The sequence below is a fragment of the Pseudomonas botevensis genome, assembly GCF_019145475.1.
In the GTDB taxonomy this organism is placed as follows: Bacteria; Pseudomonadota; Gammaproteobacteria; order Pseudomonadales; family Pseudomonadaceae; genus Aquipseudomonas; species Aquipseudomonas botevensis.
The window spans coordinates 81,108-105,544 of the sequence record NZ_JAHTKI010000006.1; the positions used below are offsets into that span (position 1 = coordinate 81,108).

Here is a 24,437-nt window from a genome sequence, read left to right on the forward strand (position 1 = left end):
TTATAGATGACTTAAACCAGCGCGGCCTGATAACGCGCAGCGACTTGCGGCCAATTGATCACGTTGTAGAACGCACTGATGTATTCCGGGCGACGGTTCTGATAACGCAGGTAATAGGCGTGCTCCCAGACGTCGAGCCCGAGAATCGGCGTATTGCCGTTCATCAGCGGGCTGTCCTGGTTGCCACTGCTTTCGACCAGCAGTTTTTTCTCGGGGGTCACGCTGAGCCAGGCCCAGCCGCTGCCGAAACGGGTCAACGCAGCTTTGGTGAACGCCTCCTTGAAACTATCCAGGCCGCCCAACTGCTCGTCGATCGCCCTGGCCAGCGCACCGTCCGGTTTTCCGCCACCGCCGGGCACCATGACTTCCCAGAACAGCGAATGGTTGGCGTGTCCGCCGCCCTGATTGATTACCGCCGCGCGAAGTTTTTCCGGCAGTTGCTGGACGCTGGCAACCAGTCTTTCCACCGGCCATTCGGCGTATTCAGTGCCTTCAACGGCGGCGTTCAGATTGTTGATGTAGGTCTGGTGATGCTTGGTGTAGTGGATTTCCATGGTCTGCGCATCGATATGCGGCTCGAGTGCGTCATAGGCATAAGGCAAGGCAGGCAAGGTAAAAGCCATTTCAATGGACTCCATGGTGATGAGGGGCTGGCAGGCGACGCGCATTGCCGGTGTCCGGATGCAACAGACGCTGGGTTCGCGGGTATTCGCCGTGTTCGCTGATGAAATTCAGCAGCTCGACATAGGTCTTGCTGCTCTGGCGCAGCGCCGCTTCCCGCAGGGCCGGGCGCAGACGCTCGTCCTGCATGGTCTGCAACAGGCGCTGATGGATCGCGCACAGGTACTCGGCGCTCTCCTCCGGCTGGTTCAGCCGCAGGTGCAAATCCGCCAGGTTGTGATGGGAAATGACGCAGGCCGCCACCGCTTCGTCGGCATCGGCCCAGCGCTCGAACAGCACCTGGGCCAGCGCCAGGGCTTGCAGGTAAGCCTCGCGGGCATCAATCAGCTCGCCCAGCATGAAGCAGCGATTGGCCCGTTCGATCGTGCGTTTCCAGTGCTCCATGGTGAGCCTCCAAAGCGGTTGCGGGGATTACACGCCGCCGGCGGTGAGTTTCTCGGGGTTGAGCAACTCTTCCAGCTGGTTGCGCGACAGGTCGGTGTGCTCCAGCGCGACATCGATCACCGGGCGACCTTGTTTGTAGGCCTGCTTGGCGATTTCGGCGGCTTTCTGGTAACCGATGATCGGGTTGAGCGCCGTGACCAGGATCGGGTTGCGCGACAGCGCTTCCTTGAGTCGCGACTCATTGACCTTGAAGCTGGCAATGGCTTTGTCACCGAGCAGACGGCTGGTGTTGGCCAGCAATTCGATGCTGCTCAACAGGTTCTGGGCGATGATCGGCAGCATCACGTTCAGCTCGAAATTGCCCGACTGACCGGCAATGGTGATCACCGAATCGTTGCCGATCACTTGCGCGGCAACCATGGCGGTGGCTTCCGGGATCACCGGATTGACCTTGCCCGGCATGATCGACGAGCCCGGTTGCAGGCCTTCCAGTTCGATTTCGCCGAGACCGGCGAGCGGGCCGGAGTTCATCCAGCGCAAGTCGTTGGCGATTTTCATCAGCGACACTGCGGTGGCCTTGAGCTGGCCGGAGACGGCAACAGCCGTGTCCTGGGAGCCAATCAGCGCAAACAGATCCTTGCCCGGGGTGAACTTCACGCCAGTCAACTGGCTGAGCTGACGACTGAAACGCGCGGCGAATTCCGGATGCGCATTGATCCCGGTGCCGACAGCTGTACCGCCCTGAGCCAGGGATTGCAGGCTTGGCAGCAAGTCTTGCAGGTGGCCGATGTTGGCCTTCAGCTGTTGCGCCCAGCCGTTGAGCACCTGGCTCATGCGCACTGGCATGGCGTCCATCAGGTGTGTGCGTCCGGTCTTGACGTGGTGATGCACTTGCCCGGCCTTGAGTTCGATCACTTGCACCAGATGCAGCAGCGCCGGCAGCAATTGCTCGTGCAGGGCCAAAGCGGCGCTGACATGGATGGTGGTCGGGATGATGTCGTTGCTGCTCTGGCCGCAATTGACGTGATCGTTGGCGTTGACCGGCTCTTCGAGCAGACGGCTGGCGAGGGTCGCGATCACTTCGTTGGCATTCATATTGGAACTGGTGCCGGAACCGGTCTGGAAGATATCCACCGGGAAGTGCTGCATGAAATCGCCTTCGAGCAGGCCTTGGGCGGCATCGCTGATGGCTTTGCCCTGGGCGGCGCTGATCTGGTTGAGTTCGACGTTGGCCCGAGCGGCGGCGGCTTTCGCCAGAATCAGGGCGCGGATGAATTGGCTCGGCATCGGCTTGCCGCTGATCGGGAAGTTATCCACCGCACGCTGGGTCTGCGCGCCGTAGAGAGCGTCCACCGGCACCTGCAGTTCGCCCATGCTGTCGCGCTCAATACGTGTCTTGGTCATCTGAAAATCCTTGCACCAGTTCAATAAGAGGAATCGAGGGTTGCAACTCGCAGGTCGCCAGTTGCCAGGTGTAGCGCTGCCAACGGTTGAGCCGGCATTTGCACAGCGACAGGCGCTCCATTTCACGCAACGGGCGCCAGGCTTGATCGAGACAGAGGCTGCGCCAGTGCCACGGCAACGCGATGTCGGCGGCGGTGTCGAGCAGCAGTCGGAAAGAGGTTTCGGCGACAGTCCAGGGTGAGGTCGCGGTGCAACAAGACAGATACCGGCCTTCGGCCAGGTAATGTTCGATCAGGCGCGGTTCGTCGGGATCCATCGCGCAGCGGATCTGGCGACTCATCCAGCGCCAGCTTTCGAGGTACGGCTGCTCGTGCAAGGCAGAACTCATGATCCGGGGCTCATTCGATAATGAGATTTATTATTAGATGATAATGAGAACCAAAACAAGGGTGCCCGACATGACCTGCTTTCACAGGGCCATAAAAAAAGGCGCGCTACCCATCGGGTAGCGCGCCTTTTTTGCGTGTGGCCGAGACTTAGCTGCCGGCGACCGTCATCTTCTCGATCAACACCGAGCCGGTGCGAATGTTGCTGCGCAGTTCCAGGTCGTTCCCGACCGCAACGATCTGCTTGAACATGTCGCGCATGTTGCCGGCGATGGTCACTTCCTGCACCGCGAACTGGATCTCGCCATTCTCGACCCAGAAACCCGCCGCCCCGCGCGAGTAATCGCCGGTGACCATGTTCAGGCCATGACCCATCAGTTCGGTCACCAGCAATCCACGCCCCATGCGCCGCAACAGCGCGGCCTGGTCTTCATCGCCATGGCTGACGAACAGGTTGTGTACGCCGCCCGCGTTGGCGGTGCTCGGCATGCCCAGTTTGCGCCCGGAGTAAGTGCCGAGGATGTACGACACCAGTTCGCCCTTTTCGACGAACGGTTTGGCGTAGGTCGCCAGACCGTCGCCGTCGTAGGATGCGCTGCCCATGGCGCGCATCAGGTGCGGACGCTCGTCGATGGTCATCCACTCCGGAAACAGCTTCTGCCCCAGCGAGCCTTCAAGGAACGAGGATTTGCGGTACAGGCTGCCGCCGGACACCGCCGACAGGAAGCTGCCGAACAATCCGCCCGCCAGTTCGGCGGAGAACAGCACCGGCACTTCGCAGGTCGGCACCGGACGTGCGCCCAGACGACTCGCCGCCCGTTGCGCGGCACGCTGGCCGATGCTCACCGGATCCGCCAGCAACGTGCCCTGGCGATTCACGTCGTACCAGTAATCGCGCTGCATCTGGCCGTCGGCCTCGGCGATCATCACGCAGCTCAGGCTGTGCCGGGTCGATGCGTAACCGCCGATGAAACCGTGACTGTTGCCATACACGCGGCAACCCTGGTGGGTGCTCAGGGTGGTGCCGTCGGCATTCTTGATCCGCGCATCGGCGTCAAAAGCTGCCGCTTCGCAGAGCAGGGCCTTCTCGATGGCCTGCTCCGGGGTGATGTCCCATTGGTGGAACAGATCGAAGTCCTGCACATCTTTAGCCATCAACGCAGCGTCGGCCAGGCCCGAGGCTTCGTCTTCGGACGTGTGTTTGGCGATTGCCAGTGCGGCGGCGACGGTTTCACGAATCGCATCCGGGCCAGTGGCCGAGGTGCTGGCCGAGCCTTTGCGCTGACCGACATACAGCGTGATGCCGAAACCCTGATCGCGGTTGAACTCGACAGTCTCGACCTCACGCTGGCGCACCGAGGTCGACAGGCCCTGTTCCAGCGACACCGCCACTTCACAGGCACTGGCGCCCTGGCGCCTGGCTTCGGCGATGATCTGCTCGACTTGTTCCTGCAGTGCCGGCAATGCCTGTGGGCCGACGCTTTCAACTGCACTCATGCTCATCTCCACTCAAATTCTGCTTTCGGCTGGGGCCTTCGAGCGACCGGGCCGGACAAGCGGCCCCCGACTGGTTATCATGGCGGCGTTTCTTTGCGGACTGCCACCATGGTTGATTCTTACGACGACTCCCTCGATACGGGAGAAAAAAGCAAATCCCAGGTCAAACGCGAGCTGCATGCTCTGGTTGACCTCGGCGAGCGCCTTACCACACTCAAGCCGGACCTGCTGGCCAAACTGCCGTTGACCGACGCCCTGCGCCGGGCTCTGGCCGATGCGCCCAAACACGTTGCGCACATCGCACGTAAACGGCATTTGCAGTTCATCGGCAAACTCATGCGCGATCAGGACACTGACGCGATTCTTGAGCTGCTCGATCAACTCGATGCCTCCACCCGTCAGTACAACGAGCGTTTCCACAACCTCGAACGCTGGCGCGACCGCCTGATCGGCGGTGACGATGCCGTGCTGGAGAAGTTCGTCGTCGAATACCCGGACGTCGATCGCCAGCAACTGCGTTCCCTGATCCGCCAGGCCCAGCACGAGGTTGCGCACAACAAACCTCCTGCCTCGAGCCGCAAGATCTTCAAGTACATCCGTGAGCTGGACGAGACTCAACGCGGTCTGCGCTGATATTCGCCAACGGGTGGCCGCACTGCGCGCCACCCGCAGCTCCATTCCTGCTTATGCGCCCGTGCCGCCCACGGTGATCGCATCGATCTTCAGCGTCGGTTGTCCCACGCCCACCGGCACCGATTGCCCGTCCTTGCCGCAAGTGCCCACACCGCTGTCCAGCGCCAGATCGTTACCGACCATCGACACCCGGCTCATTGCCTCGGGGCCGTTGCCGATCAAAGTCGCACCCTTGACCGGCGCGGTGATCTTGCCGTCTTCGATCAGGTACGCCTCGCTGGTGGAGAACACGAATTTGCCGCTGGTGATGTCGACCTGACCGCCGCCAAGGTTGGCGCAATAGATGCCCTTCTTCACCGAGGCGATGATTTCCGCCGGATCGCTTTCGCCGCCGAGCATGTAGGTGTTGGTCATTCGAGGCATCGGCAAGTGCGCGTAGGACTCGCGGCGACCGTTGCCGGTGCGGGCCACGCCCATCAGTCGGGCGTTGAGCTTGTCCTGCATGTAGCCCTTGAGCACGCCGTTTTCGATCAGCGTCGTGCATTCGGTCGGGGTGCCTTCGTCGTCGACGCTCAGGGAACCGCGACGGCCGCTCAAGGTGCCGTCATCGACGATGGTGCAGAGTTTCGAGGCAACCATTTCGCCCATACGCCCGCTGTAGGCGGAACTGCCCTTGCGGTTGAAATCGCCTTCCAGGCCGTGACCGACCGCTTCGTGCAGCAGCACGCCGGACCAGCCCGAGCCGAGCACGACCGGCAACGTACCGGCAGGTGCCGGGATCGCTTCCAGATTCACCAGCGCCTGGCGCAATGCCTCGCGGGCATAGCCCATGGCGCGGTCTTCAGCGAGGAAATAACGGTAGTCGGTACGCCCGCCGCCGCCATGGCCGCCACGCTCGCGACGACCATTCTGCTCGACGATCACGCTGACGTTGAAACGCACCAGCGGGCGCACGTCCGCCGCCAGACCGCCATCGGTGGAGGCCACCAGAATTCGCTCCCAGACCCCGGCCATGCTCACGCTGACCTGCTGGATACGCGGGTCGAGGGCGCGGGTGGCGACGTCGATGCGCTTGAGCAGTTCGACTTTCTCGGCACGGCTCAGCACTTCCAGGGGATTGTCCGGCGCATAGAGTTGCGCGACGTCCTGGGTGGTGAACGCCTGCACCTTGCCGTTCTGCCCGGCCCGGGAAATCGAGCGCGCGGCACGGGCCGCCGCGCCCAGGGCTTCAAGGGTGATCGCGTTGCTGTAGGCAAAACCGGTTTTCTCACCGGACTGCGCACGCACGCCGACACCCTGGTCGAGGTTGAAACTGCCTTCCTTGACGATGCCGTCTTCCAGCGCCCACGACTCGGAAATCTGCCCCTGGAAATACAGGTCGGCCGCGTCGATGCCTGGACCGGCCAGATCACCGAGCACGCCTTGCAGGCTCTCGATCGTCACGCCACCGGGCGCCAACAGGTGATCACTGACTGAGGACAACAACTCGCTCATAGGTTTTACGCCTTAAATTCGTGTTCTGAAGCAGGTCGCTGCGCGCCCTGGGAAAAAAACCGCCGATGGTTCGTCACCGGCATTCGCGCCCGGATGGACGCCTGTTCGCTGCTGTCGCGCTCGGCCAGCAGCACCGCCTCACCTTGATCCTGTTGCGCCAGCACGCGGCCCCACGGATCGACAATCGCTGCATGGCCGAAGGTTTCCCGTGGCCCCGGATGCGTTCCGCCCTGGGCCGCCGCCAGGACATAACATTGGGTTTCGATGGCCCGCGCGCGGATCAAAACGTCCCAATGCGCCGCGCCGGTCACCGCCGTGAAGGCCGACGGCGCGGTAATCAATTCAGCTCCGGCTGCACGCAATTCGCTGTACAGCTCCGGGAATCGCAGGTCGTAACACACCGTCAGACCCAATTTTCCCACCGGAGTGTCCGCGACCACCACGCCATTGCCATAAGCATAGTCATCGGATTCACGATAACGGCCGCGATTGTCCGCCACGTCGACATCGAACAGATGCAACTTGTCATAACGCGCAGCGATTTCGCCCTGATCGTTCACCAGCAACGAGCAGGCATTGGATTTCGCCGTCGGCTGACCGACCGGCGGCAACGGCAACGTGCCGGCCACAATCCATAACCTGAGGTCGCGGGCGGTCTGTTTCAACCATGGCAGGATCGGCCCGTCGCCCAGGGCTTCGGCGCGACCGATGTCAGCGATGTCGCGGCGGCCCATCGCGGCGAAGTTTTCCGGCAGCACCGCCAGCTTCGCGCCGCCGGCGGCAGCCTGTTCGAGCAAGCGACGGGCGTCGCGCAGATTGGCCAGCACGTCGCTCTGGCTGACCATTTGAATCACCGCTAAAGACATGGCGCGCTCCGCAAGAGGTTTGCGGCCATGCTACTCCATCGGTTCAGGGGCTGGCGGGTCAAAATGGCTTGTCGAAGGTGATTTTCGGCTCTTTCCACGGTCCCTTGACGGTGTACTTGACGCTGGCGAAGCGCGACACCCGGTCACCGATCAACTTGTCGATCAGAAACAGCGCGCCACCCACCGCCGGAGCACCGACAATCAGCGCGGCGATCGGCAGGTTGTTGGTCACCGGCAAGGTCACCAGCAATTTGGCATCGATCTGATCGCCGACCATGTCCAGCGTGCCGTTCAGTTCCAGATTGCTCGACGGACCGGTCACCGTGATCGGTTCGCGGGTCACGTAGACGCCGTCGGTCGCCACCAGCAGGCCTTTCACCCGGTCGTAACTCAGGCCTTTGCCGAACAGGTCGGAGAAGTCCAGGCGCAACCGGCGGCCGATCGAGTTGAAGTTGAGCAGGCCGAACACCCGCAACGCCTGGGCGCTGCCCTCGACTTCGACGAATTGGCCCTTGTTCAACGAGGCATCGAGGGTGCCGGAGAAGCGCTTGGTCGCCAGCCATGCCGGCGAGCCCGGCCAGCGGCCGTCGACGTCCATGTGGAATTCCTCACTGGTCACGCTTGGCGCAAAACCCCAGCCCTTGAGCACATCGGCGAGGTTCTTGCCGCCGATCCGGCCCTTGTACCAACTGCTGGACGCGCCCGGCACGCCCTCCCAGCCGCCACTGCCCTGCAACTGAATGCCCTTGAGGCCGAGGTCGAGATTGTTCAGGGCGATGCCCTTGGCGGTCGGTCGCACCTTCAGCGACCAGCCGCCGACTAGATCCTGGCCCTGGAACAGTTGATTGATGGTGATATCCAGTGCCGGGATCTTCGTCGGATCGACCGAAACCAGCGGATCGGGGGAGTTCTCATCGGCCAGCTCCGTCGGGTCCGGTGCGGGCAAGCGCACATATTGCAGATTCACCGCAATCGGCGCGCCCTTGGCGTCGGGAATGCCGACCGTGCCCTTGGCTTGCTGGCTATCGAGCGCCAGCGCCCAGGCGCCCGGCTTGCGGTTGAACTGCACCGCCGCCTGATCCAGCGTGGTGCCGAACGCCGTGAGCTTGCCGACCTTGAAGTCCGCGCTGCTCAGCAGTTGCTTGGCGTTGCCGCCCGGATCCTGCCCGGCATACTTGTCCACCAGATCCTGCCAGGGTTTGACGTCCAGTTCCGACAACACCCCGCGCACCCGCAGGCCTTTGGCGCCGGGTAATACCGCGTCGCCCACCCCGAGGAACAGCTCGCCCCGACCATCGGCGAAACTGGTCGGCGGCGCGGCGAACGTGAAATTCGCCAGTTGGTCGTAATTGACCCAATACCGCCGCTCCTGCCCTTGCAGGGTCATGCGGAACACCGTGTCACGCCCGGCATCCGCCGCCAGGCCAAACGGCGCCGGCAGATCCACCGCCACGCCTTTCAGGCTGGAGCTGACCATCAGCTGGCTGTCGGCGCCATCGAGGTTCACTTGCAACTGATAGGGCAGTGTCCCGGATACCGGCAACGGCTGGGTCACGCCCAGCCAGTCGGTGAGTTTCTTGACTTCGACCTGCCCGGAGGCCGCTACACGGGTCTTGAGTTTGCCCGGGCCGCCGTCGGCGAAAATCTGCGCGCTGACCGGTTTGTCGAAAGCCCGGGCGCCGATGTTCTGCCCACTCAAGCCCTTGGCGCTGTCGAAGCGGAAATCCCCCTTGAGCTGGGTCAGTTCCAGTTTCGGTTCGGCCAGTTTCAACCGTGCATTGGCAGTCTTGAAGTCGACAAGGATCTTGGGCTGATCGCCTTTAGCCAGAGGAATATCCAGCTTGAGCTTGCCTTGCAGGTCGCCCTCGCCCTCCCAGCCGGCAAAGGTTTCGCCCGTGCCGATCGGTGCCTCCTGAAGAATCTTCAAACCATCGCCCAGGCCGCCGGCAAATGCACCGTCGAGGTACATGTGGGTGTTCTGGCCGCTCGGCACATGGGGAATGTTGACGAAAACATCGCTGACCTGGGTGTCGAGCAACTGGCCTTTGCTGGCAACGATCCGCACGCCGCTGTCTTCGATGAACACATCGCCGTTGACCTTGCTGACGTGCGGCCAGCCCGGCTGAAACGCCAGTTCGGCGTCGTGAACCTTGAAGAACAGGCTGATGCTGCGGTCCGCATCGGCGGCGCCCTTGTTCAGCGAGCCCTGATACTGGAAGAAGCCCTGATCCACCGCGCCCTTGAGAATCGCCGTGCGCAGCCATTCATCGAGGGCCGGGCTGAGGACTTCGGGCAAGTACTTGGCGGTGTAGCGGCCATCGCCGTCGACCAGACCGACGCGCAGGTCCATGTAGTCTTCCTGGCTATGGTCGAAGTGCAGGCGGATCAGGAAGTCACCGGCAATCTTGCCTTCCTCGCCAAGCACCTTCAGGTACGGCGCGATCAGGGTGAAGCCTTCCTTGTCGAGCTTCCAGGTCAGCCGGGCGTTGGCCTGAATGTACTGCCATGGCTTGGCGAAAATCGGATCGAGGTGCAGGACGAAGTCCTTGCTGTCCATGCGCAGTTCGCCGCCGCCGAGGTTGCCGCTGAGACTGCCGCTGACGTTTCGCGCCGCCGGGGCGCCGTGATAGGCATCGAAACCGACGCGATCAAGATTGGCGGCGAAGCTGAATTTGTTGTCGTCAGTGGCGTTCGGTCGCACATCCAGCAGCACGTTGCGCAAACCGCCGGTCACCTTGAGGCGCTCGACCACCGTGGCGAAGCCTTGCGGCAGCGGGCCAAGGGCATTGAGCAGCGACGTGATCGGCGTCAGATCGAGCCGGTCGGCCTGCAAGTGCCAGAGTTCGTCGACCTTGTCGGTGGCGCGGGTCTGCCGGATTTGCACATGGGATTCCCAGCGTGTCTCGCCGAAATTCATCGCCAGCGAGTCGAGGGTGACCGTCGCCCCCTCGTCGCTGCGCTGGTAATACGCATTGAGCGCTAGATTGTTGATCTGGATCGGCTTGCGCTCGGCATAAGCCCCCGTCACCTGAGGCGCATTCAGGCGAACGGCAGCGCTTTGCAGGCTGCCCTCGGCCCAGTTCACCCAAAGTTCGCCGCCGGCCTTGATCTCGGAAAAATTCCATTGCTGGGTCAGGCGTTCGGGCAGCCATTTCGACCAGTCGCTTTGCGGCAGGCTGACGTAGCCTTCCACCGAGCTGTCGGGCAACTGGCTGGCGCGAATTCGCGTGCGCAGGCTCATTGCCACGGGCTGGCCGTCAGGCAACGTCAGGCGCGCATCGAGGCGTTGGCGACTGGTGCCGGTCTTGAGATTGAGGCCGACGTAAGTGAGGGTCAGCGGTGCGTGATCCAGCGGCTGCAGGGTCACCTGACTGTCGAGTACCGACAGTTGCTGCAGCATCTGCATGCGCTTGAACAGTTGCTCGGGATCGGTAGGCTGGTCCTGCTGCATCGGCAGGCCTTCCAGCGCCCATTGACCGTCCTCGCCTTCCTTGAGGCTGATCTTCAGGCCGTTGAGCTCCAGATGGGCGATGCGCACTTCGCGGGCCAACAGACTGGCCCACAGATCCGGCACAACACGCACTCGATCCAGACGCAACGCGTTGGCACCGTCGCCGACCATCACGTCATGGGCCAGCAGGATCGGAGCGAACCCACTCCAGTTGCCTTCCAGTTCGCCGATCTGCAGCGGCATGCCCAGCGCCGCGCTGGCCTTGGCCTCGACATCGGCACGATATTCGGCCACCAGCGGCGTGAGTTCCCGGCCGAGACTGACGTACAACGCCATCAACACCAGAACCAACGCGCACAGGCCCAGACCCCAGCGGGTCAGTGCGGCCAAAATGCGTGTCAGACGATCCATGTCAGATGGCTCCCATGGCAAAAATACTGCGAAAAGCTGAGGCCAGCAGTTTCAGGAAAAATGTGATGCAGCGTTTCAGAGCAGCACCACGTCATATTGTTCCTGGGAATACATGGTTTCTACCTGAAAGCGTATGGTCCGCCCGATAAAACCCTCAAGCTCGGCCACGTTACCGGACTCTTCATCGAGCAGGCGGTCGACGACTTTCTGGTTCGCCAGCACGCGATAACCCTCGGCCTGATAGGCCCGGGCCTCACGCAGGATCTCGCGGAAAATCTCGTAACAGATGGTTTCCGGAGTTTTCAGCTTGCCCCGGCCCTGGCAACTGCTGCACGGCTCGCACAGCACCTGTTCAAGACTTTCGCGGGTGCGTTTGCGGGTCATCTGCACCAGGCCCAGCTCGGTGATGCCGATGATGTTGGTCTTGGCGTGATCGCGCTCCAGCTGTTTCTCCAGAGTGCGCAGTACCTGGCGCTGGTGTTCTTCATCTTCCATGTCGATGAAGTCGATGATGATGATCCCGCCCAGGTTGCGCAGGCGCAGTTGACGGGCAATCGCGGTGGCCGCTTCGAGGTTGGTCTTGAAGATGGTTTCTTCGAGATTGCGATGGCCGACGAACGCGCCGGTGTTCACATCGATGGTGGTCATGGCTTCGGCCGGGTCCACCACCAGATAACCGCCGGACTTCAGCGGAACCTTGCGCTCCAGGGCTTTCTGGATTTCGTCCTCGACGCCGTACAAGTCGAAGATCGGCCGTTCGCCCGGATAGTGTTCCAGACGATCGGCGATTTCCGGCATCAGTTCGGCGACGAACTGCGTGGTTTTCTGGAAGGTTTCCCGGGAGTCGATACGGATTTTCTCGATCTTCGGGCTGACCAGGTCGCGCAACGTGCGCAGCGCCAGGCCAAGGTCTTCGTAGATCACACTCGGCGCGCCGATGGTCTTGATCTGTTCGTTGATCTGATCCCACAGGCGCCGCAGGTAGCGGATGTCCATGAGGATCTCGTCGGCACCGGCACCTTCGGCGGCGGTGCGCAGAATGAAACCGCCGGCCTCCTTGATGCCCTCTTTCGCCACGCAATCGCTGACCACCTGCTTGAGGCGCTCGCGCTCGGCTTCGTCTTCGATCTTCAGGGAAATGCCGACATGAGCGGTGCGCGGCATGTACACCAGATAACGCGAAGGGATCGACAGTTGCGTGGTCAGCCGCGCGCCTTTGGAGCCGATCGGGTCTTTGGTGACCTGCACCACCAGGCTCTGGCCTTCATGCACCAAAGCGCTGATGCTCTCCACCGCCGGGCCTTCACGCAGGGAAATCTCCGAGGCGTGGATGAAGGCTGCGCGATCCAGGCCGATGTCGACGAATGCCGCCTGCATGCCCGGCAGCACCCGCACCACCTTGCCTTTATAGATGTTGCCGACGATCCCGCGTTTTTGCGTGCGCTCGACGTGTACTTCTTGCAGCACACCGTTTTCGACCACCGCCACGCGCGATTCCATCGGCGTGATGTTGATCAGAATCTCTTCACTCATGGCAGGGTCTCGTTCAGGCATGTTCACGATAATGGCCGCATCTTCATCCGTACGCCGCTTACTGCGCGTTCAGGGTTTGCCAACAGGGTATGCCGAAATGGCCGAGCAGTTCTGCGGTTTCGCAGACGGGCAAGCCGACGACCGCCGAATAACTGCCGTTGAGCCCCGCCACGAACACGGCGCCAAGACCCTGAATGCCATAACCGCCGGCCTTGTCCCGTGGCTCGCCGCTGGCCCAGTAGGCGGCGGCTTCTTCGTGGCTGATCGGGCGGAAACGCACCAGACTGCGCACCACTTTCGATTCACAACGATCACCGCCCATGACGGCAATCGCGGTCAGCACTTCGTGCTCCTTGCCGGACAACATCATCAGCATGGCGCATGCGTCGGCTTCGTCCACCGGTTTGCCAAGAATTTTGCCGTCAAGCACCACGGCGGTGTCGGCGCCCAGCACGCAGAAAGCCGCGTCGGACACTACCGTGCGCCGGCCGGCCTCGGCCTTGCCGCGCGCCAGGCGCTCGACATAAGCCGATGGGGATTCTGCAGGAAAAGGGGTTTCATCGATGTCCGCGCTGATGGCGGTGAACGGTACGCCGATCTGCGTGAGCAGCTCACGTCGACGCGGCGACCCGGAGGCGAGGTAAAGCGGCTTCATCAAAAACATCTCCCTGTTTGGCGCCCTGCCTTACCGAGTCAGTTGATTTTGTAGCGTCGGCGCAACCCACGCAAAGCGAAGCTGACCCACGGCCAGAGCAAGGCACTGGTGAGTGCCGGCAGCACCAGCGCCAGGGTCGGCTGGCGGTTGCCGGTCAGGGCGCTGAGCCACAATTGAACAAGTTGGGCGAGGCCGAAAATGACCAGGATGACCAGACTCTGCTGCCACATCGGGAACATGCGCAGGCGTTGCTGCAGCGACAGCACGAGAAAGGTAATCAGCGTCAGAATCAGCGCGTTCTGACCCAGCAACGTGCCATACAGCACGTCCTCGGCCAGGCCGAGGCAGAACGCGGTCACCATGCCGACGGTCTGCGGCATCGCCAGCGCCCAGAAGGCCAGCAGCAAGGCGAGCCACAGCGGACGCAGGATTTCCATGAATTGCGGCAACGGCGACACGCTGAGCAGCATGCCGATGGCAAATGTCACCCAGACAATCCAGCCGTTTCGCGAAGCTTTGACGCCGGCCATTATTCTCGTCCCCCAGTGGTGGCAGGTGCAGCGACCGGCGGCTTGGCAGCAGGTCGTGCGGTGTGAGTTGCCGCAGGAGCGGCGGCAGCCGGTGCGCTTGCTGCGGGTCTGGCGGCAGGCTTGGTCACCGGTTTGGCCGGAGTAGCCGGGGTGGCGCTGGCCGGGGCCGCAGGCGTTGCAGGTGGTGTGACCGGCGCAGCCGCCGCTGCCGGGCTGTTGATGGTTTTCGGCACCGTGGCCGGAATCACCGGACCGCCACCGAGGGCATCAAGGTTTTCCTGCGCCTGGGCGGCATCGTTCGCACGCTCTTCGGCAGTGCGGTTGTCGCTGAACACCAGCAGCAGGTAGCGGCTGCGATTCAATGCGGCGGTCGGCACGGCGCGGACAATGGCGAATGGCTGGCCGGAGTCGTGGATCACTTCCTTGACCGTCGCGACCGGATAACCCGCCGGGAAACGCTGACCGAGGCCGGAGCTGACCAGCAGATCGCCCTCCTTGATATCCGCCGTATCGGCGACGTGACGCAGTTCCAGACGCTCCGGGTTGCCGGTGCCGCTGGCAATGGCACGCAGACCGTTGCGGTTCACCTGCACCGGAATGCTGTGCGTACTGTCGGTCAGCAGCAAGACGCGGGAGGTGTACGGCATCAGCTCGACCACCTGGCCCATCAGGCCCCGGGCATCGAGCACCGGTTGACCCAGCACCACGCCATCGCGTTCACCCTTGTTGATGATGATGCGATGGGTGAACGGGTTGGGGTCCATGCCGATCAACTCGGCCACTTCGACCTTTTCGTTGACCAGCGCGGAGGAATTGAGCAACTCGCGCAGCCGAACGTTCTGCTCGGTGAGGGCGGCAAGCTTCTGCATGCGGCCCTGCAACAGCAGGTTTTCGGTCTTGAGTTTTTCGTTTTCAGCGACGAGCTCGGTGCGACTGCCGAACTGACTGGCGACACCTTCCCACAGCCGTCCGGGCAGGTCGGTGATCCAGTAAGCGTCCATCAGCACCAGCGACGCCTGGCTGCGTGCGGGCTTGAGCAGACTGAAGCGGGCATCGACCACCATCAGTGCGACCGACAACACGGCCAGCACCAACAGGCGCACACCCAATGAGGGGCCTTTGGCGAAAAGCGGTTTAATAAGCCGCTCCTCCCAGGCAAATGTTCTGTTTATTCATACGGCATCAAACCGGCCTGGATGAAGACTGACAGAAGATAAACGCCAACGGGCAGCACTGCAAAGTGCTGCCCGTGCGTTCACCCACGTATTGCGCCCGGCGACGTCAAATGGTGTGAAAGCGTCGCGACCGAGTCGCAGCAGCTTTCACGCCATTTGATCATTCGCTGGAGAGCAGATCCATGGTGTGCTTGTCCATCATTTCCAAAGCACGGCCACCGCCGCGAGCCACGCAGGTCAGCGGGTCTTCGGCAACGATCACCGGCAGACCGGTTTCCTGGGCCAGCAGCTTGTCGAGGTCACGCAGCAATGCGCCACCACCGGTCAGCACCAGGCCACGCTCGGCGATGTCGGAAGCCAGTTCCGGCGGCGATTGCTCCAGAGCGCTTTTCACGGCCTGAACGATGGTTGCCAGGGACTCTTGCAGAGCTTCCAGCACTTCATTGGAGTTCAGGGTGAATGCGCGTGGAACGCCTTCGGCCAGGTTACGGCCACGAACGTCGACTTCGCGAACTTCGCCGCCCGGGTAGGCAGTACCGATTTCCTGTTTGATGCGCTCGGCGGTGGATTCGCCGATCAGGCTGCCGTAGTTGCGACGCACGTAGGTGATGATCGCTTCGTCGAAACGGTCGCCGCCAACGCGGACGGATTCGGCATAGACCACGCCGTTCAGGGAGATCAGCGCGATTTCAGTAGTACCACCACCGATATCCACGACCATCGAACCGCGAGCTTCTTCTACCGGCAGACCGGCACCGATCGCCGCAGCCATCGGCTCTTCGATCAGGAATACTTCACGGGCACCGGCACCCAGGGCCGATTCACGGATGGCGCGACGCTCAACCTGGGTGGACTTGCATGGAACGCAGATCAGCACACGAGGGCTAGGCTGCAGGAAGCTGTTTTCGTGAACCTTGTTGATGAAGTACTGCAGCATCTTTTCGCAGACGCTGAAGTCGGCGATCACGCCGTCCTTCATCGGACGAATGGCGGCAATGTTGCCCGGCGTACGGCCGAGCATGCGCTTGGCTTCGGTGCCGACAGCGACGACACTTTTCTGGTTACCGTGTGTCCGAATGGCCACAACCGATGGTTCATTCAGGACGATACCGCGCTCGCGCACGTAAATAAGGGTGTTGGCAGTGCCCAGGTCAATGGAGAGATCGCTGGAAAACATGCCACGCAGTTTCTTGAACATGGGAAAGGGACCCTAGGCAACGCGTGGGTAAAAAAGTGCGGCAAACTCTAACAACGACAGGGATTTTGGGCAAGGCGCCAATATGTTAAATTGGCCGCTTTTCTGCGCACCAAGCCCCACAATCGCGGCCTTATGACCGTAGAAGTGCGGTAGTGTTCCGACAAATCAACACACGGACGCCGTCCGTCCTGTTTTCCACTGGAGAATCCCGATGGCGCTAGAACGCTCCGACGTGGAAAAAATCGCTCATCTGGCCAGCCTTGGTCTCAATGACGCCGATCTTCCACATATCACTTCGGCCCTAAACAGCATTCTCGGGCTGGTCGACGAAATGCAGGCTGTCGACACCGACGGCATCGAGCCCCTCGCCCACCCGCTGGAAGCCAGTCAGCGCCTGCGCGCCGACGTCGTGACCGAGAGCAATCATCGCGAGGCCTATCAGTCCATCGCACCAGCGGTCGAAAACGGCCTGTATCTGGTTCCGAAAGTCATCGACTAAAGGGAAAGAGCCTGCAATGCATCAAATGACTCTGGCCGAGATCGCCCGCGGTCTTGCCGACAAGAAGTTTTCCTCCGAAGAGCTGACCAAAGTCCTGCTGGCGCGTATTACCCAGCTCGATCCGCAGCTCAACAGTTTCATCACCCTCACCCAGGAGCTGGCCCTCGAGCAGGCGAAAGCCGCCGACGTGCGCCGCGCCAACGGTGAGAGCGGCGCCCTGCTCGGTGCGCCGATCGCCCACAAGGATCTGTTCTGCACCCAGGGCATCCGCACCAGCTGCGGCTCGAAGATGCTCGACAACTTCAAGGCCCCGTACGACGCCACCGTGGTCTCGAAGCTGGCGGCCGCCGGCACCGTGACCCTGGGCAAGACCAACATGGACGAGTTCGCCATGGGCTCGGCCAACGAGTCGAGCTGGTACGGCGCGGTGAAAAACCCGTGGAACCTGGAACACGTGCCGGGCGGTTCGTCCGGTGGTTCGGCCGCCGCCGTGGCCGCGCGCCTGCTGCCGGCCGCCACCGCCACCGACACCGGCGGCTCGATCCGCCAGCCTGCCGCCTTCACCAACCTGACCGGCCTGAAACCGACCTACGGTCGCGTTTCGCGCTGGGGCATGATCGCCTACGCGTCGAGCCTCGATCAGGGTGGTCCGCTGGCCCGCACCGCCGAAGACTGTGCAATTTTGTTGCAAGGTATGGCCGGGTTCGATCCGAACGACTCCACCAGCATCGATGAACCGGTGCCGGACTACGCCGCCGGCCTCAACGGCTCGCTGCAAGGGCTGCGCATCGGCGTGCCGAAGGAATACTTCGGCGCCGGTCTCGACCCGCGCATCGCCGACCTGATCCAGAACAGCATCAAAGAGCTGCAGAAGCTCGGTGCGGTGATCAAGGAAATCAGCCTGCCGAACATGCAGCACGCGATTCCCGCCTATTACGTGATCGCCCCGGCGGAAGCCTCCTCCAACCTGTCGCGTTTCGACGGCGTGCGCTTCGGTCACCGCTGCGCAGACCCGAAAAACCTCGAAGACCTGTACAAGCGCTCCCGTGGCGAAGGCTTCGGTGCCGAAGTGCAGCGCCGGATCATGGTCGGTGCCTATGCGCTGTCCGCCGGTTACTACGACGCCTACTACCTCAAAGCGCAGAAGATCCGTCGCCTGGTGAAGAACGACTTCATGGCGGCCTTCAATGAAGTCGACATCATCCTCGGCCCGACCACGCCCAACCCGGCCTGGAAACTCGGCGCCAAGAACAGCGACCCGGTCGCTGCGTACCTGGAAGACGTCTACACCATCACCGCCAACCTCGCGGGCCTGCCGGGCCTGTCGATGCCGGCCGGTTTCGTCGACGGCCTGCCGGTCGGCGTGCAATTGCTCGCTCCGTACTTCCAGGAAGGTCGCCTGTTGAACGTTGCGCACCAGTATCAGTTGAACACTGACTGGCACACCCGCACCCCAACCGGCTTCTGAGGAGACATATATGCAATGGGAAGTCGTGATCGGGCTGGAGATTCACACCCAGCTCACCACCCGGTCGAAAATCTTTTCCGGTAGTTCCACCACGTTCGGTTCCGAGCCCAACACCCAGGCCAGCCTGATCGACCTGGGCATGCCCGGCGTGCTGCCGGTGCTCAACCAGGAAGCCGTGCGCATGGCGGTGATGTTCGGTCAGGCGATCGACGCCGAGATCGGCCAGCACAACGTGTTCGCCCGGAAAAACTATTTCTACCCGGATCTGCCGAAGGGCTACCAGATCAGCCAGATGGAATTGCCGATCGTCGGCAAGGGCCACCTGGACATCGCCCTGGAAGACGGCACGGTCAAACGCGTCGGCATCACCCGCGCGCACCTTGAAGAGGACGCCGGCAAGAGCCTGCACGAAGAGTTCAACGGCGCCACCGGCATCGACCTGAACCGTGCCGGCACACCGCTGCTGGAAATCGTCTCCGAACCGGACATGCGCAGCGCCAAGGAAGCCGTGGCCTACGTCAAGGCGATCCATGCGCTGGTGCGCTACCTGGGTATCTGCGACGGCAACATGGCCGAAGGCTCGCTGCGTTGCGACTGCAACGTGTCGATCCGTCCGAAAGGCCAGGCCGAATTCGGCACACGCTGCGAGATCAAGAACGTCAACTCGTTCCGCTTCATCGAGAAGGCGATCAACTCCGAGATCCAGCGTCAGATCGACCTGATCGAAGACGGCGGCAAAGTGAAACAGCAGACCCGCCTGTACGATCCGAACAAGGACGAAACCCGTCCGATGCGCAGTAAAGAGGAAGCCAACGACTACCGTTACTTCCCCGATCCGGACCTGCTGCCGGTAGTCATCGAACAATCGTTCCTCGACGAGGTGCGTGCCACCCTGCCGGAACTGCCACCGCAGAAACGCGAGCGCTTCCAGAGCCAGTTCGGTCTGTCGGCCTATGACGCCAACGTGCTGGCCACCAGCCGTGAGCAAGCGGACTACTTCGAGAAGGTCGCGGACATCAGCGGCGACGCCAAACTGGCGGCGAACTGGGTGATGGTCGAACTGGGCAGCCTGCTCAACAAGCAAGGCCTGGACATCGAGCAATCGCCGGTTTCCGCCGAGCTGCTGGGCGGCATGCTGCAGCGCATCAAGGACAACACCATCTCCGGCAAGATCGCCAAGGTGGTGTTCGAAGCGATGGCCAACGGCGAAGGCAGCGCGGACGAGATCATCGACAAGCGCGGCCTGAAGCAAGTGACCGACAGCGGCGCGATCTCGGCGGTGCTGGACGAAATGCTCGCGGCCAACGCCGAGCAGGTCGAGCAATACCGCGCGGCGGATGAAGCCAAGCGCGGCAAGATGTTCGGCTTCTTCGTCGGCCAGGCCATGAAAGCCTCCAAAGGCAAGGCCAACCCGCAGCAAGTGAACGAACTGCTCAAAAGCAAGCTCGAAGGCTGACCAGGATGGAGCCAGCATTCAAATCTGGCTCGAATCCCTGTGGGAGCGGGCTTGCTCGTGAAGAGCGCAGGTCAGTCGAACGGGTTTTGGCTGACACTGCGCTCTCGCGAGCAGGCTCGCTCCCGCATTCGCTTTCGGGAGCCTTTAAATGAAACGCCTGCTCGTTGGCTGCGCCCTGCTCTCGCTGTTGGCCGGTTGCGCCAGCACCGATGTCATCGACCCGCACGGTTATGACCAGACCGGCGTCGCCTCCTATTACGGTGCCAAGCACCACGGTAAACGCACCGCCAGCGGCGAAGCGTTCAACCAGAATTCCCTGACCGCCGCCCACCGCCAATTGCCATTCGGCACCCGGGTGAGGGTCACCAACCTGAAAAACGATGAATCCGTCGTGGTCCGCATCAACGACCGTGGCCCACATACCCGTGGGCGACTGATCGACGTTTCCCGGGCGGCGGCCGAGCGGCTCGGCATGCTGCGCAGCGGCACCGCCCGGGTTCGCGTGCAGGCCCTCGACGACTGACGGAGTCCGACCATTTTCGGCCTTAAAGATTTACCCCTGATCAATGTGATCGAACTGTTCAGCGGGCTGATCCTGCTGATCGCCGGCGCCGAGCTGATGGTGCGCGCCGCCGTGCGCCTGGCCGCGCGCCTGCATGTGCGTCCGTTGATCATCGGCCTGACCGTGGTCGCCTTCGGCAGCAGCGCCCCGCAAATGGCGGTCAGCCTGCAAGCGGTGCAGGCACACACGCCGGACATCGCCATCAGCAGCGTGATCGGCAGCAGCATCTTCAACATCCTTGTCACCCTCGGCCTGTCGGCGCTGATCATTCCGCTGCGAGTCTCACGGCAATTGGTGCGCCTCGATATTCCGCTGATGATCGGCGCCAGCCTGCTGGTGTTCGTGCTGGCGTGGAATGAAGAAATCGGGCGTCTGGACGGCATGCTTCTGCTCGGTGCCCTGGCGCTGTATCTCGGCCTGTTGTTGCGTCAGTCGCGGCACTCGGCGCGGCCGCACTCCGAACACTCGCAGGACCCACAGGCGCCGTGGTTCACCAGCCTGCTGATGATTATCGCCGGACTCGGATTGCTGGTGTTCGCCGGGCATCTGCTGCTCGGCGCGGCGGTGGTGGTGGCCACGGATCTGGGGTTCTCCGAGCGGGTGATCGGTCTGACGGTGGTCGCGGTCGGCACGTCGCTGCCGGAGCTCGCCACTTCGCTGATCGCCGCCTTGCGCGGGCAACGGGACATTGCCGTGGCCAACGTGATCGGCGCCAACCTGTTCAACCTGCTAGGGGTTCTCGGCGTCACCGCATTGATCGCGCCGACGCCGTTGTCGGTGTCGCCCAACGCCCTGGATTTCGACCTGCCGGTGATGCTCGGTGTCGCGGCCCTGTGCCTGCCGGTGTTCTACTCCGGTTATCGCGTGACCCGCGCCGAGGGCTTGCTATTGCTCGGTCTGTACCTGGCGTACGGGCTGCATGTGGTGTCGTTCACCACCGGCATGCCGCTGGCCGGCAAGCTCGAACGCCTGATGCTGTTTTATATCCTGCCGACGCTGCTGGCGTTTCTGCTGTTCACGTCCGTACGCGCCTGGCGCCGCCAACACCACAAGAGGGATGTGCCGTGACCGATGCGAAGAAAACCGGGGTAGAAATCCGCCGCCAAGTGATGGGCGATGCGTTCGTTGATCGAGCGCTGGGCAATGCCACCGAATTCACTCAACCGCTGCAGGATTTCGTCAACGAACACGCCTGGGGCGGCGTGTGGAATCGCCAGGGTCTGCCGCTGAAAACCCGCAGCCTGATTACCCTGGCGGCGCTGACCGCGTTGAAGTGTCCGCAGGAATTGAAGGGCCACGTGCGCGGCGCATTGAACAATGGCTGCACCGTGGAAGAAATCCGTGAAGCGCTGCTGCATTGCGCGGTGTATGCCGGCGTGCCAGCGGCGATCGATGCGTTTCGAGCGGCGCAGGAAGTGATCGAGACGTACCAGAAACCTGAGTGATGCATGGAAAGTCGCGCCATCTGATCTGACGCCTTCGCGGGCAAGCCCGCGAAGAGGCCCGAGAAAACACCTCAAGTCACTGGCTAGATCCACCCGCCCCACTGCAAGAAGAAGATCCCGATATTGGTGGTAATCGCCGCCATCAGCGTGGTCATGACAATGATCGCCGCCGCCAGCTCATGATTGCCCTGCGCCGCCCGGGCCATGACGAAACTCGCCGCCGCCGTCGGGCTGCCGAAGTACAGAAACAGAATCCCCAGCTCCGCCCCTCGGAAGCCCCACAACCATGCGCCCAGCGTCGCCAGCACCGGCAGGCCGACCATCTTCACCAGGCTGGAACTGAGCGCCATCTTGCCGCTCTTGCGCAGCGCCGCCAGCGACAGCGTGCCACCGATGCAGATCAGCGCCAGCGGCAGCGTGGTCTGCGCCAGGTACTGCCCGGAGGTTTCCAGCCATCCCGGCAAACCGATCTTGAAGCAGGCAAACGGCGCCGCCGCGATCACGCTGATAATCAGCGGATTGCTCACCACGCTTTTGCAGATGCTCCATGGATCGGACTTGATCACCGGGCTGTACACCGCCAGGACGATGGTCGACAGAGTGTTGTAGAACAGGATCACCAGCGCCGCGAGAATCGCCCCGAGGGAAATCCCGTAGTCGCCATACATGCTCGCCGCCAGCGCCAGACCGATCACCCCGTTGTTGCCGCGAAATGCGCCCTGGGCATAGATCCCGCGATCCTCGCGCGGGCAACGCAAAATCGCCCAGCCCCATGCGACGGCGAAACTCACCAGCGTGGCGACGGCAAAGTAAATCAACAGCGCCGGTTGCAGGGCGGCGTGCAGGTCGGCATGCAGAATGCCGAGGAACAGCAGCGCCGGCATGGTGACGTTGAACACCAGCGACGAGGCCGTGTGGATGAAGTTGTCGTTGATCCAGTCGATGCGCTTGAGCAGCACACCGAGAAACAGCATGGCGAATACCGGCGCGGTGATGTTCAGGGTTTCGAGGAAAATAGCCAGCATGCCGGGGGAACCTTGGGTGAGCGTCGTTAGGGGGCTAATGATAAGCGAAAAGCGTCAAAAGCCCCTCCCCTAACCCTCTCCCCCCAAGAGAGCTGGAGGGTGGGAAGGCCTTTGACCTTCCCCACAACCTCAGGTAATCGGCGCCGGATTGAACAACGTAATGTCGTTATGCAGCTTGTGCTTCTCCGCCCACGTCTGCGCCTTGCCGCTGGCCACGTCCAGGTAGTAGTGGAACAACTCCCAGCCCAGTTCTTCGATGGTCGCCCGCCCGGTGGCGATCCGCCCGGCGTCGATGTCGATCAGATCCGGCCAGCGCTGCGCCAGTTCGGTACGGGTCGACACCTTCACCACCGGCGCCATCGCCAGCCCATAAGGCGTGCCGCGACCGGTGGTGAACACATGCAGGTTCATGCCCGCCGCCAGTTGCAACGTGCCGCAGACAAAATCACTGGCCGGCGTCGCACAGAAGATCAAACCCTTCTGCTTGAACCGCTCCCCCGGGCCCAGCACGCCACTGATCGCGCTGCTGCCAGACTTGACGATCGAGCCCAGCGACTTCTCGACAATGTTCGACAACCCGCCCTTCTTGTTGCCCGGCGTGGTGTTCGCACTGCGATCCGCTTCGCCCTTGGCCAGGTAACGGTCGTACCAGTCCATCTCGCGCACCAGTTCCTCGGCAACGGTCTGGGTCTGTGCCCGGGAGGTCAGCAGGTAAATCGCGTCACGCACTTCGGTGACTTCGGAAAACATCACCGTCGCCCCCGCCCGCAGGAGCAGGTCCGAGGCGTAACCCAGCGCCGGGTTGGCGGTGATACCGGAGAACGCATCGCTGCCGCCGCACTGCATGCCAAGGATCAGCTCCGATGCCGATACGGTTTCCCGGCGGCGCTGGTCGAGTTTCTTCAGGCGGGTCTCGGCCAGTTCCATGATCTGCTCGATCATTTCGGTGAAACCGTGACTGGAATCCTGCAAGCGATACAGCCAGGGCTCGCTCAGGTCCACCGACGCGTCGTCCTCGTGCATCACCTGCCCGGCCTGCAATTTCTCGCAGCCGAGGCTGATCACCAGCGCCTCGCCGCCCAGGTTCGGGTTGCGCGCCAGATTGCGCACGGTGCGGATCGGGATGTAGGCGTCGGTGGCGGTGATCGCCACGCCACAACCGTAACTGTGGGTCAGCGCCACCACGTCGTCGACGTACGGGTACTTGGGCAGCAACTCTTCCTTGATCTTCTTCACCGCATGATCAAGCACCCCGGTGACGCATTGCACGGTGGTGGTGATGCCGAGGATGTTGCGCGTGCCGACGGTGCCGTCGGCGTTGCGGTAACCCTCGAAGGTGAAGCCTTCCAGCGGCGCCTGGGCATCCGGCACATCAGTGGACAGCGGCAGGCTGTCCAGCGGCGGCGCGGTCGGCATGCGCAGTTGATCTTCCTTGACCCAACTGCCACGGGGAATCGGCTGCAACGCGTAGCCGATGGTCTGGCCGTAGCGAATCACCTGGCCGCCCTCGGGAATGTCCTCGAGGGTGACCTTGTGGCTCTGCGGTACGAAATCCACCGTGACCAGGCCGTCGGCGAACGCGGTGCCCGCCGGAACGCCCTGGTCGTTGACCACAATCACTACGTTGTCCCGCTCGTGCAGGCGGATGTAGCGCGGCGAGTCGGAATGTTCAATCAACTGCATG

The 24,437-nt window shown here is 62.4% G+C and carries 22 protein-coding genes; 7 read left to right on the plus strand and 15 right to left on the minus strand.

Annotation, left to right across the window (positions count from 1 at the left end):
• Window positions 1-11 precede the first annotated feature (11 nt).
• From KVQ74_RS10315 to pmbA, 5 genes are all read right to left on the minus strand, one after another.
• A complete protein-coding gene (locus KVQ74_RS10315; RefSeq protein ID WP_217830970.1) occupies window positions 12-623 on the minus strand; it encodes a superoxide dismutase in 612 nt (203 codons plus the stop codon).
• 1 nt (window position 624) lies between these two features.
• The gene (locus tag KVQ74_RS10320; protein ID WP_217830971.1) at window positions 625-1,065 is read right to left on the minus strand and encodes a hypothetical protein; all 441 of its coding nucleotides are present in this window, start codon (window positions 1,063-1,065) and stop codon (window positions 625-627) included.
• Between the two features lie 27 nt (window positions 1,066-1,092).
• The gene (locus KVQ74_RS10325; RefSeq protein ID WP_217830972.1) at window positions 1,093-2,469 is read right to left on the minus strand and encodes a class II fumarate hydratase; all 1,377 of its coding nucleotides are present in this window, start codon (window positions 2,467-2,469) and stop codon (window positions 1,093-1,095) included.
• Window positions 2,450-2,857: a FagA protein gene (locus tag KVQ74_RS10330; protein WP_217830973.1), complete on the minus strand. Its 408-nt coding sequence runs from the start codon at window positions 2,855-2,857 to the stop codon at window positions 2,450-2,452. The genes KVQ74_RS10325 and KVQ74_RS10330 overlap by 20 nt, the downstream gene beginning before the upstream one ends.
• A gap of 148 nt (window positions 2,858-3,005) precedes the next feature.
• Entirely contained in the window at window positions 3,006-4,358 is a 1,353-nt protein-coding gene (pmbA, locus tag KVQ74_RS10335) for a metalloprotease PmbA (RefSeq protein WP_217830974.1), read from the minus strand.
• A 102-nt stretch (window positions 4,359-4,460) separates the two neighbouring features.
• On the opposite strand from pmbA, the gene yjgA reads away from it, so the two are divergent.
• On the plus strand, window positions 4,461-4,985 hold the full coding sequence (gene yjgA / locus KVQ74_RS10340; RefSeq protein WP_217830975.1) for a ribosome biogenesis factor YjgA: 525 nt from the start codon (window positions 4,461-4,463) through the stop codon (window positions 4,983-4,985).
• Between the two features lie 51 nt (window positions 4,986-5,036).
• On the opposite strand, the gene tldD is transcribed toward yjgA, so the two are convergent.
• From tldD to mreB, 8 genes are all read right to left on the minus strand, one after another.
• Window positions 5,037-6,479 carry a metalloprotease TldD gene (gene tldD / locus KVQ74_RS10345; RefSeq protein WP_217830976.1) on the minus strand — a complete coding sequence of 481 codons (1,443 nt, stop codon included), beginning with the start codon at window positions 6,477-6,479 and terminating at the stop codon, window positions 5,037-5,039.
• 5 nt (window positions 6,480-6,484) lie between these two features.
• Window positions 6,485-7,345 carry a carbon-nitrogen hydrolase family protein gene (locus KVQ74_RS10350; protein ID WP_217830977.1) on the minus strand — a complete coding sequence of 287 codons (861 nt, stop codon included), beginning with the start codon at window positions 7,343-7,345 and terminating at the stop codon, window positions 6,485-6,487.
• Window positions 7,346-7,403: 58 nt separating this feature from the next.
• Window positions 7,404-11,207: a YhdP family protein gene (locus tag KVQ74_RS10355; RefSeq protein ID WP_217830978.1), complete on the minus strand. Its 3,804-nt coding sequence runs from the start codon at window positions 11,205-11,207 to the stop codon at window positions 7,404-7,406.
• Window positions 11,208-11,282: 75 nt separating this feature from the next.
• Entirely contained in the window at window positions 11,283-12,740 is a 1,458-nt protein-coding gene (gene rng, locus KVQ74_RS10360; protein WP_217830979.1) for a ribonuclease G, read from the minus strand.
• 58 nt (window positions 12,741-12,798) lie between these two features.
• Window positions 12,799-13,395, minus strand: coding sequence for a Maf family protein (locus KVQ74_RS10365; RefSeq protein WP_217830980.1), 597 nt, complete (start codon window positions 13,393-13,395; stop codon window positions 12,799-12,801).
• A gap of 38 nt (window positions 13,396-13,433) precedes the next feature.
• Window positions 13,434-13,925 (minus strand): rod shape-determining protein MreD, encoded by a 492-nt coding sequence (gene mreD, locus KVQ74_RS10370; protein ID WP_217830981.1) that lies wholly within the window; start codon window positions 13,923-13,925, stop codon window positions 13,434-13,436.
• On the minus strand, window positions 13,925-15,064 hold the full coding sequence (mreC, locus tag KVQ74_RS10375; RefSeq protein WP_217831115.1) for a rod shape-determining protein MreC: 1,140 nt from the start codon (window positions 15,062-15,064) through the stop codon (window positions 13,925-13,927). Before mreC ends, mreD begins: the two co-directional genes overlap by 1 nt.
• A 196-nt stretch (window positions 15,065-15,260) precedes the next feature.
• The gene (gene mreB, locus KVQ74_RS10380; protein WP_002555108.1) at window positions 15,261-16,298 is read right to left on the minus strand and encodes a rod shape-determining protein MreB; all 1,038 of its coding nucleotides are present in this window, start codon (window positions 16,296-16,298) and stop codon (window positions 15,261-15,263) included.
• 211 nt (window positions 16,299-16,509) lie between these two features.
• On the opposite strand from mreB, the gene gatC reads away from it, so the two are divergent.
• The 6 genes from gatC to KVQ74_RS10410 all read left to right on the plus strand — a co-directional run bounded on the left by gatC (window position 16,510) and on the right by KVQ74_RS10410 (window position 21,728).
• Entirely contained in the window at window positions 16,510-16,797 is a 288-nt protein-coding gene (gene gatC, locus KVQ74_RS10385; RefSeq protein ID WP_044461215.1) for an Asp-tRNA(Asn)/Glu-tRNA(Gln) amidotransferase subunit GatC, read from the plus strand.
• Window positions 16,798-16,813: 16 nt separating this feature from the next.
• Window positions 16,814-18,265 (plus strand): Asp-tRNA(Asn)/Glu-tRNA(Gln) amidotransferase subunit GatA, encoded by a 1,452-nt coding sequence (gene gatA, locus KVQ74_RS10390; RefSeq protein WP_217830982.1) that lies wholly within the window; start codon window positions 16,814-16,816, stop codon window positions 18,263-18,265.
• Between the two features lie 10 nt (window positions 18,266-18,275).
• Window positions 18,276-19,721, plus strand: a complete 1,446-nt coding sequence (gene gatB, locus KVQ74_RS10395; RefSeq protein ID WP_217830983.1) for an Asp-tRNA(Asn)/Glu-tRNA(Gln) amidotransferase subunit GatB — start codon at window positions 18,276-18,278, stop codon at window positions 19,719-19,721.
• 148 nt (window positions 19,722-19,869) lie between these two features.
• Window positions 19,870-20,244 carry a septal ring lytic transglycosylase RlpA family protein gene (locus KVQ74_RS10400; protein WP_217830984.1) on the plus strand — a complete coding sequence of 125 codons (375 nt, stop codon included), beginning with the start codon at window positions 19,870-19,872 and terminating at the stop codon, window positions 20,242-20,244.
• A gap of 45 nt (window positions 20,245-20,289) precedes the next feature.
• A complete protein-coding gene (locus tag KVQ74_RS10405; RefSeq protein WP_217830985.1) occupies window positions 20,290-21,351 on the plus strand; it encodes a calcium/sodium antiporter in 1,062 nt (353 codons plus the stop codon).
• Between the two features lie 41 nt (window positions 21,352-21,392).
• A complete protein-coding gene (locus tag KVQ74_RS10410) occupies window positions 21,393-21,728 on the plus strand; it encodes a carboxymuconolactone decarboxylase family protein (RefSeq protein ID WP_225929951.1) in 336 nt (111 codons plus the stop codon).
• A gap of 83 nt (window positions 21,729-21,811) precedes the next feature.
• Here KVQ74_RS10410 and KVQ74_RS10415 read toward each other — a convergent pair whose 3' ends face one another.
• The gene (locus KVQ74_RS10415) at window positions 21,812-22,753 is read right to left on the minus strand and encodes an AEC family transporter (RefSeq protein ID WP_217830987.1); all 942 of its coding nucleotides are present in this window, start codon (window positions 22,751-22,753) and stop codon (window positions 21,812-21,814) included.
• A 129-nt stretch (window positions 22,754-22,882) separates the two neighbouring features.
• On the minus strand, window positions 22,883-24,436 hold the full coding sequence (gene garD / locus KVQ74_RS10420; protein ID WP_217830988.1) for a galactarate dehydratase: 1,554 nt from the start codon (window positions 24,434-24,436) through the stop codon (window positions 22,883-22,885).
• Window position 24,437 lies beyond the last annotated feature (1 nt).